The sequence below is a fragment of the Desulfomicrobium escambiense DSM 10707 genome, from assembly GCF_000428825.1.
Lineage (GTDB): Bacteria > Desulfobacterota > Desulfovibrionia > Desulfovibrionales > Desulfomicrobiaceae > Desulfomicrobium > Desulfomicrobium escambiense.
In genome coordinates this window covers 22854-39684 of sequence record NZ_AUAR01000008.1, presented here as the reverse complement: position 1 = coordinate 39684, position 16831 = coordinate 22854, and the positions used below count along the sequence as shown (strand labels likewise).

General features: G+C 58.8%; 15 protein-coding genes. 7 read left to right on the top strand and 8 right to left on the bottom strand.

All coding sequences use genetic code 11. The annotated features are described in order from the left end of the window. Window positions 1-15: 15 nt before the first annotated feature. The 4 genes from G394_RS0108835 to G394_RS0108820 all read right to left on the bottom strand — a co-directional run bounded on the left by G394_RS0108835 (window position 16) and on the right by G394_RS0108820 (window position 1960). Window positions 16-720 (bottom strand): cytochrome c biogenesis CcdA family protein, encoded by a 705-nt coding sequence (locus G394_RS0108835; RefSeq protein ID WP_028577346.1) that lies wholly within the window; start codon window positions 718-720, stop codon window positions 16-18. Continuing rightward, window positions 720-1106 carry a thioredoxin family protein gene (locus G394_RS0108830; RefSeq protein WP_028577345.1) on the bottom strand — a complete coding sequence of 129 codons (387 nt, stop codon included), beginning with the start codon at window positions 1104-1106 and terminating at the stop codon, window positions 720-722. Before G394_RS0108830 ends, G394_RS0108835 begins: the two co-directional genes overlap by 1 nt. 256 nt (window positions 1107-1362) lie before the next feature. Further along, complete coding sequence (locus tag G394_RS0108825; RefSeq protein WP_028577344.1) at window positions 1363-1599, bottom strand: thioredoxin family protein; 237 nt, start codon at window positions 1597-1599, stop codon at window positions 1363-1365. A 46-nt stretch (window positions 1600-1645) separates the two neighbouring features. Further along, window positions 1646-1960: an ArsR/SmtB family transcription factor gene (locus G394_RS0108820; protein WP_028577343.1), complete on the bottom strand. Its 315-nt coding sequence runs from the start codon at window positions 1958-1960 to the stop codon at window positions 1646-1648. Window positions 1961-2128: 168 nt separating this feature from the next. Here G394_RS0108820 and G394_RS0108810 point away from each other — a divergent pair, with 168 nt between their 5' ends. The 4 genes from G394_RS0108810 to G394_RS0108795 are packed head-to-tail and all read left to right on the top strand — an operon-like array spanning window position 2129 to window position 4441. Then, complete coding sequence (locus G394_RS0108810) at window positions 2129-2473, top strand: ArsR/SmtB family transcription factor (protein ID WP_028577342.1); 345 nt, start codon at window positions 2129-2131, stop codon at window positions 2471-2473. Between the two features lie 9 nt (window positions 2474-2482). Beyond that, window positions 2483-3784: a permease gene (locus G394_RS0108805; RefSeq protein WP_028577341.1), complete on the top strand. Its 1302-nt coding sequence runs from the start codon at window positions 2483-2485 to the stop codon at window positions 3782-3784. Between the two features lie 29 nt (window positions 3785-3813). After that, window positions 3814-4047 carry a thioredoxin family protein gene (locus tag G394_RS0108800; RefSeq protein ID WP_028577340.1) on the top strand — a complete coding sequence of 78 codons (234 nt, stop codon included), beginning with the start codon at window positions 3814-3816 and terminating at the stop codon, window positions 4045-4047. A 10-nt stretch (window positions 4048-4057) separates the two neighbouring features. Then, window positions 4058-4441, top strand: coding sequence for a putative zinc-binding protein (locus tag G394_RS0108795; protein ID WP_028577339.1), 384 nt, complete (start codon window positions 4058-4060; stop codon window positions 4439-4441). 60 nt (window positions 4442-4501) lie between these two features. Here the strand turns inward: G394_RS0108795 and G394_RS18610 are convergent, their stop codons facing one another. The 3 genes from G394_RS18610 to G394_RS0108780 form a co-directional block, all read right to left on the bottom strand. Then, the gene (locus G394_RS18610) at window positions 4502-5419 is read right to left on the bottom strand and encodes a GGDEF domain-containing response regulator (RefSeq protein ID WP_211226242.1); all 918 of its coding nucleotides are present in this window, start codon (window positions 5417-5419) and stop codon (window positions 4502-4504) included. Then, window positions 5406-8867: a response regulator gene (locus G394_RS20150; RefSeq protein WP_051307074.1), complete on the bottom strand. Its 3462-nt coding sequence runs from the start codon at window positions 8865-8867 to the stop codon at window positions 5406-5408. Before G394_RS20150 ends, G394_RS18610 begins: the two co-directional genes overlap by 14 nt. A gap of 154 nt (window positions 8868-9021) precedes the next feature. After that, the gene (locus tag G394_RS0108780) at window positions 9022-11193 is read right to left on the bottom strand and encodes a methyl-accepting chemotaxis protein (RefSeq protein ID WP_028577338.1); all 2172 of its coding nucleotides are present in this window, start codon (window positions 11191-11193) and stop codon (window positions 9022-9024) included. A gap of 580 nt (window positions 11194-11773) precedes the next feature. Here G394_RS0108780 and G394_RS20145 point away from each other — a divergent pair. Continuing rightward, complete coding sequence (locus G394_RS20145; RefSeq protein ID WP_084435486.1) at window positions 11774-14449, top strand: PAS domain S-box protein; 2676 nt, start codon at window positions 11774-11776, stop codon at window positions 14447-14449. Window positions 14450-14533: 84 nt separating this feature from the next. Here G394_RS20145 and G394_RS0108770 read toward each other — a convergent pair whose 3' ends face one another. Then, complete coding sequence (locus G394_RS0108770; RefSeq protein ID WP_028577337.1) at window positions 14534-14995, bottom strand: hypothetical protein; 462 nt, start codon at window positions 14993-14995, stop codon at window positions 14534-14536. A gap of 569 nt (window positions 14996-15564) precedes the next feature. Here G394_RS0108770 and G394_RS20745 point away from each other — a divergent pair. Further along, window positions 15565-15798, top strand: coding sequence for a hypothetical protein (locus G394_RS20745; protein ID WP_084435484.1), 234 nt, complete (start codon window positions 15565-15567; stop codon window positions 15796-15798). Window positions 15799-15806: 8 nt separating this feature from the next. Continuing rightward, a complete protein-coding gene (locus G394_RS0108765; RefSeq protein WP_028577336.1) occupies window positions 15807-16802 on the top strand; it encodes a DUF6976 family protein in 996 nt (331 codons plus the stop codon). Window positions 16803-16831 lie beyond the last annotated feature (29 nt).

Sequence of the window (16831 nt, the reverse complement as noted above, 5' to 3'; positions counted from 1 at the left end):
CTGGCGTGACGATCTTCAGGCAGGCAGAAAGGGCCTGGCGATGAAATAGACGCCCATGATTCCGATGAGAACCCCCGCCAGGCGGCGGAAGGCCGTACCTCCGCGTTGCCAGGAGGCATTTGCCATGAGGCGGCGGACCAGGGCCGCGGAACTTCCGGCGATGACGATTGGGATGCAGTGTCCGAGGCCGAAAAGGATGATGAGCAGGATGCCGGTCATGATTTTTTCCTGAACCGTGATGACGGCCAGGATGGGGGCGATGAAGCCGAAGGTGCAGGAGCCCGACAGGATGCCGTAGGCCAAGCCAAGTACGAAAGCTCCGCCCATGCCGCGCAGTTTGAACCGACCCATGAGGCTGCCGCCCATGGAGCACTTGGCCACGCCGAGCATGTCCATGGCGACCCACAAGAGGATGAGCCCCACGACAATGGTCCAATAGGGGCCCACGTCACCGAGCATCCGGCCGAGCAGGGCGCAGATCACGCCGATGGCGGCAATGGTCAGGAACAACCCGGTCGTGAAGAGGCCGGCGTAGAGGGCGGCCTGACGCCCTTCCACCAGCTTGTCCTGACCCGCCACGTAGCCGACGATGAGGGGGATGGAGGCCAGATGGCAGGGGCTGAAGAGCACGCTGACCACGCCCCACAGAAAACAGCCCACGGCCGCCAGCCCTGCCCCGGACCCCATCCATTCGTGGATAAGGATCAGGAACTGATCCATCATTTTACCCCGAGTTTTGTGAGAACCTTGATGATTTCCTCTTTGGAAAAGTAGCCTTCGTGGCGCATGGCCTCCTTGCCGTCCTTGTCATAAAATATTTGGGTGGGGATGGCGCGGATGCCGAACTTTTCGGCCTCCTTCGGGTTTTTCCAGACATCGATGAAAACGATGCCGGCCCGGCCCTCGTACTCCTCTGACAGGGATTCGATGACCGGGATCATCATCTTGCACGGGATGCAGGCTTTTGCACCGATGTCCACCATGGTGACCATGCCCTTGATGGGCACTTCCTGGGGATCGCCGGAGATGAGCGGGAACGGGGCGGCAAGCGCCTGGCTGGCGGAAGCGAGGAAGAGGAGGGCGAGGAGGAGGCGAAAGCCGTTCATGGAAACCTCGGAGAAAGGGTTGCTAAGTTATCGGTTTGAAAACGTAGTGGTTTGCTTCGATTCAACGCAATTTGCTTGAAGGAAGGGCAACTGCGAAAAGTCGCGAGTGGACCCGTGCGTCATTCCCGCGAAGGCGGGAATCCATGCCTTCCAAGGAGTTAAAAGGACATGAATCCCCTTCTTCAGGGGGATGACGACTTTTTGCGGCGATCGCAAAGTTAGGCCCAGGCGTTCGATGCGTTGAACCCAAAGCACATTATGCGGTCAGCCAGGCCACCACATCGGCCTTCTTGGGCACCTTGCCCATGATCTTGACCGTGCCGTCAACGGCCACGGCCGGGGTGGTGAACACGCCGAACTTGGCGATCTCGGTGAAGTCGGTCACCTTTTCCAGGCTGGCCTCCACCCCTGATTCGGCGATGGCCGCCTCGACGATCTTGAAGGTTTCCGTGCACTTGGGGCAGCCAGGACCCATGACGTGAATTTTTTTCATGATAGCTCCATACAGGTTGAAGTTGACTTGGCGAGACGGCCAAGAATCAGCCCAGCCGGTCCCGCGCCGTGAGCACCGAATCCAGGCAGTGGAAGAAATTCAGCACGCACGGCACGCGCAGCCGGTAGTAGACCTGCTTGCCCCGCTTCTCGTCCTCGACGATGCCCGCGTCCTTCAGCAGCGCGAGGTGCTTGGAGACCGTGGACAGGTCGCAACCCGCCAGGTCGCGCAGGTCGCAGACGCAACGCTCGCCCCTCGACAATTCCTCGATCATCATGAGGCGGGTCGGGTGGGCCAGGGCCTTCATGACTTTGGCGCGGGCCTCGAATTCTTCCCTGGTCGGTCGAAGGTGCATGAGCATGGGCTTCCTCGGTTTTATGCTTGGCAATATTGCCAAGTATTATCCGCGTCAATTCTTTTCCCAGATTTTGTCGGACGACAATCCCTTCAACTCCGGAATTCTCGTGACCCACTTGACGGAGATCTGCTGTTTGCATATTTGGTCATTCGTGCAAATGAAGGAGCGTTTATGAAATCTGAAGACAAGAGATTCTATGAAGCCAAGGCTGCCGTGCTCAAGGCTTTGGCTCACCCGACCCGCTTGTGGATGGTCGAGCAGTTGGAATCCGGCGAGAAGTGCGTTTGCGAGTTCGCCGATGCCGTCGACGCGGATTTTTCGACGGTTTCCAAGCACCTGACCGTGCTCAAGCAGGCAGGCATCGTGCAGGACGAGAAGCGGGGCAAGCAGGTCTACTACAGCCTCAAGGTCCCGTGCGTCCTGAGTTTCATCCATTGCGTGGAGGCCGTGCTGTCCGCGCGGGCCCTGGACCATCTTTCAATGACCGGCCTCTCTGACCGGCCGCAACTCAAGTAGGGGTTTGTCATGAACTGGAGAGAAGAGTGGAAGCCGCTGGCAATCATCGTGGCCGTGTTCCTGGCCTGTTTTTATCTGCCCGTCGGCACGCAGCGCTTTGACAACGCCATCCTCGAAGCGTTTCACCTCGTCAAATGGTACGCTCAGGAGCACGTGCTCCTTTGTCTGATCCCCGCCTTCTTCATAGCAGGCGCCATATCGGTCTTCGTCAGCCAGGGCTCGGTCATGAAGTACCTGGGGGCCAAGGCCAACAAGGTTCTGGCCTACGGCGTGGCCGCTGTCTCCGGCACCATCCTGGCCGTATGCTCCTGCACGGTGCTGCCCCTTTTCGCTGGCATCTACCGCATGGGCGCGGGGCTTGGACCGGCCTGTGCGTTCCTCTACTCCGGCCCGGCCATCAACGTGCTGGCCATTGTCATGACCGCACGGGTGCTCGGCACTGAAATGGGTATCGCAAGAGCAGTGGGGGCCATATCGTTCAGCGTGATCATCGGCGTGCTCATGCATGTCTTTTTTCATAAGGAAGAAGCTCAGCGGCAAGTTCTCCAAATGGCTCAAATCGAGGAGGAAGTTAAGCGTCCCCTGTGGCAGAATGCGCTCTATTTCGCCTCCATGGTCGCCATTCTTGTTTTCGCCAATTGGGCTCGGCCTCAGGAAGAAACCGGGCTTTGGGCCGCCATTTTCGGTGCAAAATGGATCCTGACATCTCTCTTTGCTGTATCATTGGGACTCATTCTCGTGGCATGGTTTGAGATCAAAGCGTGGAAAGTAGCCGTCGCAGCTGTGCCTGTGGTGCTTCTGGCTTTCTTTTTTCCGGATCATCCGCTGATCGCGTTCACGGCCGGAGTTATTGGTTTGTCCGCATTTACAAGCACGCACGAAGGCGAGGCCGGAGACTGGTTTTCGGCATCCTGGGGATTTGCAAAGCAGATTCTGCCGCTCCTTCTTTTCGGCGTGCTCATTGCCGGCGCGCTTCTGGGCCGCGTCGGGTATGAAGGCCTCATTCCCTCGGAGTGGGTGGCCAAGGCCGTGGGCGGCAATTCATTCATGGCCAACTTCTTCGCCTCCTTCGCCGGAGCGTTCATGTACTTCGCCACCCTGACCGAGGTGCCCATCCTGCAGGGACTCATCGGCGCGGGCATGGGCAAGGGCCCGGCCCTGGCCCTGCTTCTGGCCGGGCCAGCGCTCAGCCTGCCGAACATGCTGGTCATCAACAGCATTATGGGCGTGAAGAAGACCGTGGTTTTTGTCAGTCTGGTCATCGTCATGGCCACGTTCTCGGGTCTTTTTTACGGATCGATCTGGGGTTGATGCCCCAATTTCTGAAATCAGGAGGATGTATGAAGATTCAGATTCTGGGCACGGGGTGTCCCAAGTGCGTCAAGTTGACGGAAGCCGTAAAGACGGCTGCCGACGCTCTGGGGTTGGCGTATGAGATCGAAAAGGTTTCGGACGTGAATCAAATCATGGCGTTCGGAGTGATGATGACTCCGGGCCTGGTGGTGGATGGAGACGTCAAATTGGTCGGCAAGGTGCCGACCGTGGATGAACTGAAAAAAATTCTGGTGAAATAGGAGAGTCGTTATGTCCGAAAAGCATTCCTGTTCCTGTGCGTGCGGAGGAGCCCCGAAACTCATTTTCGCCTGTTCGGGTGGGGCCGACGTGGGCGCCTTGGCTGACCAGGCCGCGCGCAAGCTTACCAGGGATGGTGTGGGCCGCATGTTCTGCTTGGCCGGGATCGGCGGGCGCGTCAGCGGCATCATCACGTCCACCGAGGCTGCTGCCAGTGTTCTGGTCATCGATGGTTGCCCGTTGAACTGCGCCAAGAAGACGCTCGAAGAGGCGGGGTTCAGTGATTTCGTCCATCTGAATCTCATGGAGGTAGGATTTCAGAAAGGCGAAAGCCCGGCCAACGAGGAGAACATCGAGAACGTGGCCAAGGTAGCGGCTGCCAGGATGACCATGTAAACAATTGCGAAGGGGCGACGGAGGCTCGGCCGCCTGGGCTGTCGCTGAACGCGCACGCCGTCAGCTTTCCTGGAAAAAGCTCCACACGGCCCGGTTACGCGCTTCCTTCGCCTGATAGAGCATCGTGTCGACGTGTTTGGTGAACGCTCCGAGGTGCTGGTTGCGGGCGGGCAGGGTGGTGGCGCCGCCGATGCTGATGGTGATGACGTCCGCAGCGGAGGATGCCTTGTGCTCCAAACCCATGCCGTGCACTTCCAGACAGGCTTGGGTCGCGAAGGCTTGGGCGTTCTGGAAGGAGATGCTCGGCAGAATGAAGGCGAATTCCTCGCCGCCGTAGCGGGCGACAAAGTCGGATGTGCGCTTCAGCACGGAGTTCAGGGTCTGGGCGACTTTTTTGAGGGCAAGATCGCCGGCGGCGTGGCCGTAGGTGTCGTTGAACTGCTTGAAGTAATCGATGTCCACGAAGGCCAGGGAAAAAGGCTCGCCGCTTCGGCAGGCCCGGTGCCATTCGTGCTGCAGGCGTTCGTCGTAGGCTCTGCGGTTGGGCACGCCCGTCAGCCCGTCGATGAGGGCGATCTTTTCCAGGAGCTTGCGGTGCTGGACCAGTTCCAGGATGTTGTTGACCCGCGCCTTGACGATGGCGGGGTGGAAGGGCTTGCTGATGTAATCCAGCGCACCCAGGGAGAGCCCTTTTTCCTCGTCCCGGGCGTTGTCCAGGCCGGTCAGAAAGATCACCGGAATGTGGCGGGTCTTGCGGTTGGCTTTCAGGGCCTGAATGACCTCGTAGCCGTCCATCCCCGGCATGACCACGTCCAGGATGACGAGGTCAGGCAGGAGGGACTGCGCGAGCTGCAGGGCTTTCGGCCCGTCCTTGGCCGTGCTGACATGATGGTCGGTGATGAGCAGTTCGGTCAGGAACTGCAGGTTGAAGACTTCATCGTCGACGATCAGGATGCGCGGTTTTTCAGTGTTCATCATCGACGTTTTTCCTGGCCTGCAGCCATGCTTCGATGCGATTGAGGGGCTCCAGGGCTTGCTCGAAGTCGAAGTTTCCGATGTGCGCCTTCAGCTGCGCCCAGTCGTCGGCAAGTTCCGGCCAGGCGTTCACCGCGCCGAACTCCGGCAGCACAGCCGAAGCTTCGGCGTCGTTCTTTTCCAGACACGACCGCAAGCGCTCCAAAAGCTTCCGGCTCGTGTCCCCGTCGCCGGCGAACACGCAGGGGGCGGCCGCCGGCGCTCCGCTTTCCGCCTGGCGGAGGATGGGGTCAAGATCGCGCATGACCGCCTCCAGAGCCTGCCGGAAGGACAGGAGCAGCCGGTTGTCCGGGGTGGCGTCCTTTGCCCCGAGGGCCTGTTCCAGGTCGTCGGCCGCGGCCTGGAGTTTCCGCGCGCCGATGGAACCGGCCGGTCCCTTGATGGCGTGGGCCAGATGGCGGATCTGTTCGCATTCGCCGCGCGTCCCGTGCTCTTCGCACTGCCTGGCGAAGCGCGAGTATTCCTGGTGGAAGAGGCGCAGGAGCCTGAGGTAGGACTCGGTGTTCCCGAGGCAGCGCCCGAGCCCCGCCTGATGGTCGATTTCCGCGAAACGGAAGACGGTGTCCGGCTCCCCGGACATTCCGGGCCCGATCTGCGGAGCAGGGGCCGGGGCGTGCGCGCCGCGTTCCGGGTTTCCCCATTTGACCACCTGGGCCAGCAGCTCTTCGGGGTCGATGGGTTTGGTGATGTGATCGTTCATGCCCGCGGCCAGGCTTTTGGCGCGGTCCTCGGCCAGGGCATGGGCGGTCATGGCCACGATGGGCAGGTGCGCGGCTTCGTGCATCTGACGGATGCGCCTGGTGACCTCCAGCCCGTCGAGATCGGGCATCTGGATATCCATGAAAATGAGGTCGTAGTCGTTTGCTGCGGCCATTTCCAGGGCGGAAAAGCCGTTCGAGGCGATCTCGACCACCATGCCGGCCTGCTCGAGAAGCTCCCCCGCCACCTGCTGGTTGAACAGGTTGTCGTCGACCAGGAGAATGCGCGTGCCGCGGACCCGATCGAGCTTGCCCATGCTGACGACGATGTGCGAACCCTTGCCCGGTTCGGTTTTACGGCCGCAGAGGGTGGCCACGGTGTCGAAGATGTCCGAAGGGCAGGCCGGCTTGGCCAGAAACGCGTCCACCCCGGCCAACTGCGCGCTGGGGCGGGCTGTTTCCAGTTCGTAGCCGTTGGCCATCAAGACAAGGGAGGTCGAACTGCCGGTTTCCCGTATCCTGTCCTTGATCAGGCGAGCGGTTTCGATGCCGTCCTTGCCGGGCATCCTCCAATCCACGAAGATCAGGTCGTAGGGGATGCCCGTTGCGTCCGGAGCCAGGAGCGTGTCCAGGGCTTCGTCCGCGGACGTGGCCGTGACGGGCGGCGTGGCGAAGAGGGCTTTCAGCATGTCGGCGAAGCTGCTTCTGGCCGTGCTGTTGTCGTCGATGACGAGGGTTTTCAGGCATCTGAGGTCCAGGGGCAGGAACAGCTGCGTCGGCTGGTCCGGGGCGAGGCCGAGCCTGGCGGTGAAATGGAAGGTGCTGCCCTTGTCCGGCTGGCTCTCCACCCAGATGCTTCCGTCCATAGCCTCCACCAGGCTCTTGCTGATGGCCAGTCCCAGGCCGGTTCCGCCGAACCTGCGGGTGATGGTGCCGTCGGCCTGGGTGAAGGGCTGGAACAGGCCCTGAATCTGCTCGGCCGTCAGGCCGATGCCGCTGTCGGTCACGGAAAAGTGGAGCTGCACCGCATGTTCGCTCCGCTCCATCACCCCGACGTTGACGAGGATTTCGCCGTCGGGGGTGAACTTGACGGCGTTGCCGGCCAGATTGATGAGCACCTGGCCCAGACGCAGGGCATCCCCGACCAGCCATTGCGGGGTGTCGTCGGAAACGGCGAAGATGACCTCCAGCTGTTTTTCCTGGGCCTTGACGAGGATGACGTCGGCCAGGGACTTGAACACGTCGTCCAGGCGGAAGGGGAGGTCTTCGAGCTGCATCCGGTCCGCCTCGATCTTGGAGTAGTCCAGGATGTCGTTGATGATGCCCATGAGCACCCGGGCTGAGGAGAGTATCTTGGACAGGTAGTCCTTTTGCGCCTCGTTGACCTCGGTGCGCAGGATGAGATGGGTCATGCCGATGATGGCGTTCATGGGCGTGCGGATTTCGTGGCTCATGCGGGCCAGGAAATCGCTCTTGGCCCTGTTGGCCGCTTCGGCGTCGTATTTGGCCCGGATCAGCGCGTTTCGCATCTCGTATTCATCCGTGATGTCGAACACGATGCCGCTTTCCCCGGAATAACCCAGGCCGGAGGGGTGGGGCAGCAGCTTGAAGAGGCTGCGCTTCCAGCGCCACTGCCGGTCGTCCCCGGTCGCGGATCGGCATCTGAACTCCCGGTGGTTGGTGGCCGTGTCGGAGCCGGCCTGCTCGATCCAGCTTCGCACCAATCGGGAGTCCTTTTTCAGCAGCCTTTTGCCGTCGACCTCGATGAAATCGTCCTGGAGCAGGCCAATGAATTCATCCCAACCGCCGATATTATCCACTGGAATCTCGCCCAGGACCCTGTCGCGGTCGTCCGGATGGATTTGGCGCGCGTACTCGACGAAATTGGAGACGGCATCCCCCCGCAGGCCCAGCACCTTCTCGACCTCTCCGACGAACGTGAGGGCGCCGCTGTCGAATGCGATATGACGCGAGACGGCGCCGGCCGCTTCGAGGCTGTTCAGCAGGTCGGTCCGCAGCTTCTGCAGCAGCCGCTCCTTGGCGTTGTGCTCGGCGATTTCGTCCCTGGTCCAGATGACGCCCATATACCCCGCCCAGATCAGGATGAGGATGACGACGCAGGCCAGGACAATGGAGGCCCTTGTGTTGGCGGACATGTCGGCGAAGAAGCTGGCGCGGTTCTTCTCGGCCAGGGCCTTGGAGTACTCGACCAGGTTCGTGATGGCGGTGATCAGGCGGTTGGCGTGCGTCTTGGTGTCGAGGTCGTTGAGGACCTGGATGATGCCCGGCCCGAAGACGCCCTTCCGGAAGGATTGTCCCAGGATCAGGATGTCGCCCGCGTAGATGTCCAGGGCTTCCCTGGTTTCGGCCAGCATACGCCTGTTCTCCGGGTCCCGCGCGGTCTTGGCGTATTCGTCCAGGGCCGAGCGGACCCTGGGGATGTTCTCCTCCATGGCCGTGACCCACTTCATGTCGCCGCTGTTGGCCCTGTAGAAGTTGATGATCAGGTTGTGCAGGTGAAAATTGGCTTTTTCGCCCCAGACGATGCCCTGCGTGCCTTCCTCGGCCAGGACCTTGACCTGTTCTCCGCTCTCGATGAAGCGGAGGATGAGATAGGCGGACAGGCCGGCCGTCAGGACCGCGATGAGGCTCATGACCAGGATCAGACGGGCCGAAATGCTTATTTTTTTCATGAGGGCATGCGCTTCCTTCTGGATCGGGATGGCGAATACAATAATTATTCCGCGACCAGAGCGGAAGCGTTAATCAGGCTGTTTCCGTATTTCTTGAACGTGCGTCGCGGACACCTCCGGCGGCCGGCAGTGTCCGCGACGCGATGGCTCATTCTCAGATCTTGAAGCGTCCTACGAGCTCCTGCAGCTTGCCGGACAGGCCGGACAGCTCTCCGGCGCTGTCGTTGACCCGGCCGATGGAAACGGACGCCTCCTGCACGGACTCGTTCACGTTGTTGATTTCGGTAGTTATTGAACGCACGACCCCTGACCCCTGGCTGACGCTCAGATTGACCTCCTGGATGCCGGCCGACGTCTGGGTGATGTTGTCGGCGATCTCCTGCGTGGTGGAGGCCTGTCCTTCGACGTCCTGTGCGATGGAGGCGACGTTTTCACTGACGTTCTTGAATATATCCAGAATCTGGGCCACTTCGGACACCGTCTCCTCGGTGGAGACCTGAATCTTGCTGATCTGGCTCTGGACCAGTTGCGTTGCGTCGGCCGTCTGCTTGGCCAGTTCCTTCACTTCGGACGCGACCACGGCGAAGCCCCGTCCAGCGTCGCCGGCCCGGGCCGCCTCGATGGTGGCATTCAGGGCCAGCAGGTTGATCTGGGAGGAGATGGCCGAAATGACGTCCGTGACCTTGCTGATCTCCAGGGCGCTCTGTCCCAAGTTGCCCAGCTTGCCCGAGACCTCGCCGGCCTTGAGCACCGCCGACTCGGAGATGGTCCGCGACTCTTCGGTTTTCTTGGCGATCTCCCGGACGGTCAGGTTCATGCCGTCGGTCGCAGTGGCCACCATGTTGACGCTGATAGCCGCCTGCTCGCAGGCCGCAGCGACCCCGACCATGGTCCCGTCCATCTCCTCGGCGCCGGTGGCCACGGTACGGGACCGTTCGGCCATGGATTCGGCCCCTTCCTTCATCTGCCTGGCGATGTCGGACAGGGACGCGGAGGCGGTATTGAGCGAACCGGCGTCGTCCACGATCTGGCCGATCAGTTCGCGCAGTTTTTCCATGAACTGGTTGAACCAGCTGGCCATTTCGCCGACTTCGTCGTTGGCCTTGATCTCCAGGCGCCTAGTCAGGTCGCCCTCGCCCTCGGCGATATCCTTGAGGACCTCGACCGTGCTGCGGATGGGGCGGACGATGCCTCCTGCCGCATACCAGAGCAGCGCGATGGCCAGAACCGTGGTCCCGGCCCCGGTGCCCACCAGCATGGCGACGCTTTTCCGTCCCGCGGCGCTCAGTTCCGTGTCCAAGTCGATGGCGTCGGCCATAACGGTCGCCAAATCGACGCGGATCATGACCGACCACGGTTTGCCGGTGCGTCCCAGGGGGATCGGGGCGAAGACCACGAACTGTCCCTTGGATTGGTCGATGGTCGCGGCGCTTTTCCCGGCCTGGATCTCGGAGAGATCCTTTTCCCACCCCTCGGCGATGATGTTCTGCATGGAGGAGCCGATGAGTTCCGGCTTCTCGCTGTCGGCGACGACGAGGCCCTGATAGCTGACGATGGTCACCGCTCCCTGGCCGTCGAACAGTTCCTTGTCGACATTCTTTGCCATTTCCTGAACGAAATTGAGATTGTAGTCTGTGCCCGCCACGCCGAGGAACGCGCCGTCGACCAGAATCGGTACCGAGAGCGTGGTCAGCCAGACCTGTTTGCCCTGCACGATGTAGGGGAAGGGGTCGAGCACACTTTCGGTGTGGTTCTCGCGCGGGCCGATGTACCAGCCGCCCTTGAGCACGCCGTTGGGGTGGCGGTCCATGGTGTCGTATTCGACCAGGGGCTGGACCGCGATGTTTCCGTTCTCGTCGCGGTTCCAGTACGGGGTGAAGCGGCCCGTGACCTTATTGTTGCCGTCCCGGCCCGTTGCGAACTCGGCATCCCGTCCATCAAGGGCGTCGGGTTCCCAGCAGGAATAGGAGCCGTTGAAGTTGGGGTTGTTTTTCAGGACTTTGAGGAGAATGCCGTTGATCTGGTCCCGGCCGAGGACCAGGCCAGCACTGTCCTTGTCCTTGGAGAGCATGAATGTGTCGGCCATGGTGCGCGCCGCGTCCAGGGCCACGTCGAATTCCGCCTTGATCTTGCCTGCGTAGTTTCCGGCCAGGTTTTTCAGTCCGTCCAGCGAACGGCTCTCGATCAGCCTGGAAACGCGGGTGTTGACCAACTCCTGGTTGGCGCGCGCCGAATACACGCTGTACCCGACCAGGACCGCCGAGGAAACGAACAGGCAGATGCCGGCAATACCGGCTATTTTAGTGCGAACAGACACGAACTTCATGTTTCTCTCCGTTGAATGGAAGCGACGCTATTTTTTGCAATGGGTTGGATTGATCCCTTTGGGGTGTTTAGTCTGAATAAAGTATACTACATCTTTGTCTTTTGAAAAAATGAATATGATGCAACGCGCTCCTTTATTTCTGTACCATATATGTTTCCACAAATGAAATACGTTATTCTGTTATATTGATGTATTGTGGTGCGGTGTGGTGTGGGTTTGGCGTGTAAGCATGATTTGTGCCATTTTTTGAGAAAATATGGTTTTAATCGCTAATTGTCTGACATTCTATGTGGTACGGATATTTTTCGAATCACGTCCGCTTGAAGAAACGAATGCCCCAACTATATAGAATTATTTCGACAATTGAAGGAGTGTTTCGGCTGGATCGAAAGATGGCTATGTGTCGATTTGATACGCGCTGTGTCGAAACAGCCCATCGATTTGTCGTGCACGATGATGGAGCATTCCGACAGCTGTTGCGACATGCAGCCGAATGTTTCGTGTAATTTGCCCGGCATGACGCTTTCGCATGCATTCTTTTGTTTGCGGGCATGGTGTTTGCTGAAGGCCGTGGCTGACTATGATTTCCAGAATTCTGTCCATCCGCTCGCCAGCCATGTCGACATCATGTCGAATATTGCGCCGCCAGTTTTTCGTATTCAGGTCCCGCAGGGTCGACGAACTTCGGAATAGTTTGCTAGGGAGTCATATCGGCTCATGCACTCATGAACAGCGATCTGTCCGGCGAGGAATTATGACGTCTTGCTTCACTCAGAGAATCTCGCTCTTTGACCTTTTCCAGGCGGAGGAAATTCAGCGCGTGCAGGACGCCTTTGCCCTGGCCTCGAATGTGGCCTCCGTCATCTCGGCTCCCGACGGCACGCCTTTGACCAGTCCCGGCAATTTGAGCGAGCCGTTCACGACGCTCGTCCACGGCAGAAACGCCGTCGAGGCGGGCCACGTCTTTCCGGCCACCGCGCTTCGGACTTCCGCTGCGGACGGCCTTGCCGTGTACGTCTGCCCGCTGACCGACCTCCTGTATGCGGCCATGCCCATCATCGTCGGCGAGCGCCATGTCGCGAACTGGGTCATCGGCCAGGTCCGCGACGAGGACACGAACGGGGAGCAGGCCATCGCCCTCGCCGGGAGGATCGGGGCCGACCCCGAGGCCGTCGCCGCCGCCCTGGAGCAGGTGCCGCGGATGGACAGGTCGCGCTTCACCGCTGTGGCCGACTCCATGGCGCTGATCGCCGGGCATGTCTTTCACCAGGCCTACCGGACACGGTGCCTCTGCATGGGCGAGGGTGCGGATGCGGAACTGGCCTTGCGAGAGAGCGCGGCCCGCTACAGGTCGGTCATCGAGAACATCCAGGACACCTATTACCGCACCGACGCAGGCGGAGCTCTGATTATGCTCAGTCCGTCGGGCGCGAGCCTCCTGGGCTACGAGACCGTGGAGGAACTGCTCGGGACGCCGATGGAAAAACTGTGGAAGACTCCGGAGGCGTTTCAGAAGTATGTCGAGATCCTGTCCGAACAGGGTGTGGTCCGGGAGTTGGAGGCCACCCTCCTGCGCAGGGACGGCAGCGAAGTGGTCGTGGAGGCCACCAGCAACATCTATAGTGACGAATCCGGCTTCATGCTCGGCCTCGAAGGCATCCTCAGGGATATCGGCAGGCGCAAGGAGGCCGAGCAGGAAGCCGCGCGGGAGCGCATGTTCACCGACGCCGTCATGGAGAGCGTGCCCGGCCTTCTCTACATTTACGACAGCCAGGAGCGCATGGTCCGTTGGAACAGGAACTACGAGACCATGACGGGGTATTCGCCCGAGGAACTTCTTGGAAGCGATGCCGCGGCCTGGTTCGGGGGCAGGGAACCGGATACGTCGATCATCCTGGCCAGCTTTCGGCAGGCCATGGCCCAGGGACGGTCCGAGGCGGAGGCGCTCCTGTTCACGAAGTCGGGGCGCAGGGTTCCCTGTCTCTTCACCGTGGCGCGACACACCATCGACAGACGAGCATATCTCGTCGGCATGGGCATGGACATCACTGAACGGAAGAAATCCGAAGAGTTGCTGCTTCAGTCCGAGAAGAAGTTTGCCCATCTTTTCAGGAATTCCCCGGACGCCATCCTGCTGGCCGACATCGAGACCGGGATCGTCTCCGACATCAACGACACCTTCGTGGCCATGACGGGGTACACCCGCGGCGAGGTCATCGGCAGGACCACCGGCAGCCTCAACTTCTATGTCGATCCCGCGTTGTGGGACCGCCTGTATGGCATGCTCAGACGTGAAGGCCACCTGGCAAACCAGGAACTCATGATCCGGACCCGGGACGGGCATGCGCTCGTTTGCGCGTTGTCGTCGCATGTCCTGCAGATCGGCGAGCAACGTGTTGTAATGTCCGTTTATCGAAACGTCACCGAATTGAAGAAAATGCAGGAAATGATGATCCAGACGGAGAAGATGGTGTCCATAGGCGGGATCGCCGCAGGCATCGCCCATGAGATCAACAATCCCCTAGGCATCATCATGCAGTCGGCCCAGTTGCTGGAACAGCGGACCCTGCCGGACTTTCCGCGGAACGTCGCCGTGGCTGAGGGTATGGGACTCGATTTGCGGCTGTTGGATCGTTACATGCGCGAGCGCAACATTCTGGGGTATGTCCGGGATATTCGCGAAGCCGCGAAACGGGCCGCCGACATTATCCGGCATATGCTGGATTTCAGCCGGCGCAGCGATTCAGGACACAAGTTCTGCTGCGTGAACGACATCATCGACCGGGCCATCGTTCTGGCCGGTAGCGACTACGATCTGCGTAAGAGTTTCGATTTCAGGCGCATCCAGATTGTCCGTGACTTCGAGGAACGGATGCCGGGCATCCGGTGCTCTGAAACCGAGATAGAGCAGGTCATCCTCAATCTGCTGCGCAACGCCGCGCAGGCCCTGGCCGGCGGGTCCGTGGCCGAACCGGCCATCACCGTGCGCACAAGGTGCCAGGGGGAGAATGTCGTGATCGAGGTCGAGGACAACGGGCCCGGCATTCCGCCGGAGACGGTTCGCAGGATTTTCGAGCCGTTCTTCACGACCAAGCCTCCGGGCCAGGGCACCGGGCTCGGGTTGTCGGTTTCGTACTTCATCGTGACCCAGACCCATGGCGGCAGCATCCATGTCCGGTCCGCGCCGGAGCAGGGCGCCTGCTTTCATATCGAAATCCCTCGGGCTTCTCCGGCGGGAAAGAACGGGAGATCCTGAGTTCTTTCCCTTTTTGGCGGCTGTGTCATTGTGCGCCACGTCCGTTGCGCGGATGGGCCGGGCTGGGGGGAGAGTTAGTATGGGCTATTCGTCGAGGGTGGTCGTCTGCATGGCGTATTCCCTGAATCTGTCGGCATATCGGATTGTTTTTCCGCAATTCGACAGGTTTGAGAGCGCTCGTGTGATCAGTTCATATGCTGCTGCTTTCGTGTTTATGTATATCTCGCTATTCTTTTCCCTGTAGTGTTTGAGCCAGTCAGTATATTTGTACAATATCCATTCAAGTGCAATTTCTTCGCTGTCGAGCTTCTTGAGTTCAAGTATGGCGCAGATTTGATTTCGGGAAAAGTTCAATACTAGGTCGCGCATCCTCTCTTCGCGGACCGGCAATTTTCCTGCGTTCAGCGCGATCCTGCCTGATATTTCCTCGCTCGATCCTGCCAGCGTTGCGGCGGAGTAGTAGTCCTGCTCGTCAAGAAAAAGCCGAATCGCTTGTTCCAGTTGAACAATCGCGACATGTTCTTGTTTGTGCCATGATGCAGGCATGTTGCGTCCTTGCGGCAATGTGAATCCGAATCCGGCAGCGTTTGAAGTCAGTCAGGACATGATGATAGCAGAGGGGGGGTGAATTTTGCAAGTGCCTGGCAAGATCGTTTCGTGCCGCGTTGTGAAATGCGGAATCGTGTTCAGGGTGGATCGGGAAGCGCAGAATGTATGGTCACGATGTCTGCAGTTGTGTCGTTCCGACACTTTTTGGCGTGTCACAATGACGCAATACGCCTTGCCAGCGATGTGCCATTTTGATGTAACAATTTTGAATTACAAGATTTTTATGACTTTGTATGCGACAAATGTCAGGGAGGGCGAAGAGTGGATGTATTACAAATCATGTCAGACAATTAGCTTCTAAAAAAATATTGCCCGGCACAATGGCACGAAAGGTGCTTTTGAACATATGCCTGTCTAACGCAACGCGAATGCGTTTTGTTCAAAAATTTGTCGGCTATACTTATGCGGTATTTTCTATGACATGTTTATTCAATTCATCGTGATGATTTTTTGAAATAATCAATGTGAGCGCAAAAATATTCGTAAACATTCTTAAGGAGGGGGCCATGAGCATTCCGGCAAAGAATCACCCAAAATGGGTTGAGGTCGTCACGGGAAAAAAGACATTCGATTTGAAATTTCTCGCTGTGAAAATTATGCTAGGACGTGTCATTCGCAGCTTGAGTGCTGATCCATCACCAGCGAATATTCAAGGTGCTATTGATCATTTGCATTCAATTTACGAAAAAAATGAAAGTAATCCTGCTGTCAAAGAAGATTTGAAAACCATTTTCGGTTAGGAGACACCATGCTGCAGCATATCATGACACTGGCTGATGTTGAACAATTGATCCAGAAAGGAAAAACTCTTTTGCTCGCAGGCGAGGAAGATCTTCTTCGCAACTTGCCCAAAGGAAAGTGGATTGGCGGAACGATTCCGTATTTCATCACTCCCGAGAAAGGAGGCATGGTTTCGCAGGACAAGATTTTCGTCACCGATATCAGCGATGTTGTCGCGTCCATAGACGTCAAGGTTTATGACGACAATACGTTAGGCAAGGTTTATACGGACTCCGGACACGCAGGTTTTAGTTTCATCATCATCCCGGCCATGAGTCCCGTTCATTCGAACTTTGCGCTCAATGGGCCGAACTACAAGGATTTCGGCTGCCAGCCGCTTATCGGATGGATTTCCGGAGTACACTTGGACAACTTGGGAAAGAGTTCCCCGAAAGTGTTTGACGGCGTCAGCGGCACCGCCCACGAACGGGAAGCCGTGGTCATGCACGTGCGCGTGCCACAAGGCAAAACCGTGGATGTGGGGATCGTGAACATTTTTGAGCAGGGCGGCGGCGATACCCTGACCTTCGCGTCCGACGGCTTCTCCTGCACCGACGTCATGGTCAACGGCGTGAAGGAGAACTTCGCCGACTACATCACGCGGAACAAGCTCGACACCAAGCTGCCCCTCGTCGCGGACTACTACGGCGCCTTGGTCAACATCAGTTTTCAGAGCGTGGAACCGGGCGCCGACGTGAAATTCTACGCCCCCGTCTTCGCCGGAATCCGCTACAAACACGCCAAGCCCATCAGCGACTACGCCACGCTGTTTGACGCCCAGTTGAAGAAGAACGAGGTGGGCGGGGAAAACATCGTCTTTTCCTGCAACTGCATCCTGAACTACCTCTATTCAGGCCTTGAGGGTCACAAGACGGAACCCTTTGTCGGTCCGATCACCTTCGGCGAGGTGGCCTACCAGCTGCTGAACCAGACCCTCGTTTATCTGCAAGTCCACGATCTGTAAGATATTTTTCCTCATTTCGTAACAAAGGG

What these genes read in the sequence shown, in the direction of transcription:
- G394_RS0108835 (WP_028577346.1), bottom strand. Translation starts at nt 720, where the DNA reads ATGGATCAGTTCCTGATCCTTATCCACGAATGGATGGGGTCCGGGGCA.
- G394_RS0108830 (WP_028577345.1), bottom strand. Translation starts at nt 1,106, where the DNA reads ATGAACGGCTTTCGCCTCCTCCTCGCCCTCCTCTTCCTCGCTTCCGCC.
- G394_RS0108825 (WP_028577344.1), bottom strand. Translation starts at nt 1,599, where the DNA reads ATGAAAAAAATTCACGTCATGGGTCCTGGCTGCCCCAAGTGCACGGAA.
- G394_RS0108820 (WP_028577343.1), bottom strand. Translation starts at nt 1,960, where the DNA reads ATGCTCATGCACCTTCGACCGACCAGGGAAGAATTCGAGGCCCGCGCC.
- G394_RS0108810 (WP_028577342.1), top strand. Translation starts at nt 2,129, where the DNA reads ATGAAATCTGAAGACAAGAGATTCTATGAAGCCAAGGCTGCCGTGCTC.
- G394_RS0108805 (WP_028577341.1), top strand. Translation starts at nt 2,483, where the DNA reads ATGAACTGGAGAGAAGAGTGGAAGCCGCTGGCAATCATCGTGGCCGTG.
- G394_RS0108800 (WP_028577340.1), top strand. Translation starts at nt 3,814, where the DNA reads ATGAAGATTCAGATTCTGGGCACGGGGTGTCCCAAGTGCGTCAAGTTG.
- G394_RS0108795 (WP_028577339.1), top strand. Translation starts at nt 4,058, where the DNA reads ATGTCCGAAAAGCATTCCTGTTCCTGTGCGTGCGGAGGAGCCCCGAAA.
- G394_RS18610 (WP_211226242.1), bottom strand. Translation starts at nt 5,419, where the DNA reads ATGATGAACACTGAAAAACCGCGCATCCTGATCGTCGACGATGAAGTC.
- G394_RS20150 (WP_051307074.1), bottom strand. Translation starts at nt 8,867, where the DNA reads ATGAAAAAAATAAGCATTTCGGCCCGTCTGATCCTGGTCATGAGCCTC.
- G394_RS0108780 (WP_028577338.1), bottom strand. Translation starts at nt 11,193, where the DNA reads ATGAAGTTCGTGTCTGTTCGCACTAAAATAGCCGGTATTGCCGGCATC.
- G394_RS20145 (WP_084435486.1), top strand. Translation starts at nt 11,774, where the DNA reads ATGATTTCCAGAATTCTGTCCATCCGCTCGCCAGCCATGTCGACATCA.
- G394_RS0108770 (WP_028577337.1), bottom strand. Translation starts at nt 14,995, where the DNA reads ATGCCTGCATCATGGCACAAACAAGAACATGTCGCGATTGTTCAACTG.
- G394_RS20745 (WP_084435484.1), top strand. Translation starts at nt 15,565, where the DNA reads ATGAGCATTCCGGCAAAGAATCACCCAAAATGGGTTGAGGTCGTCACG.
- G394_RS0108765 (WP_028577336.1), top strand. Translation starts at nt 15,807, where the DNA reads ATGCTGCAGCATATCATGACACTGGCTGATGTTGAACAATTGATCCAG.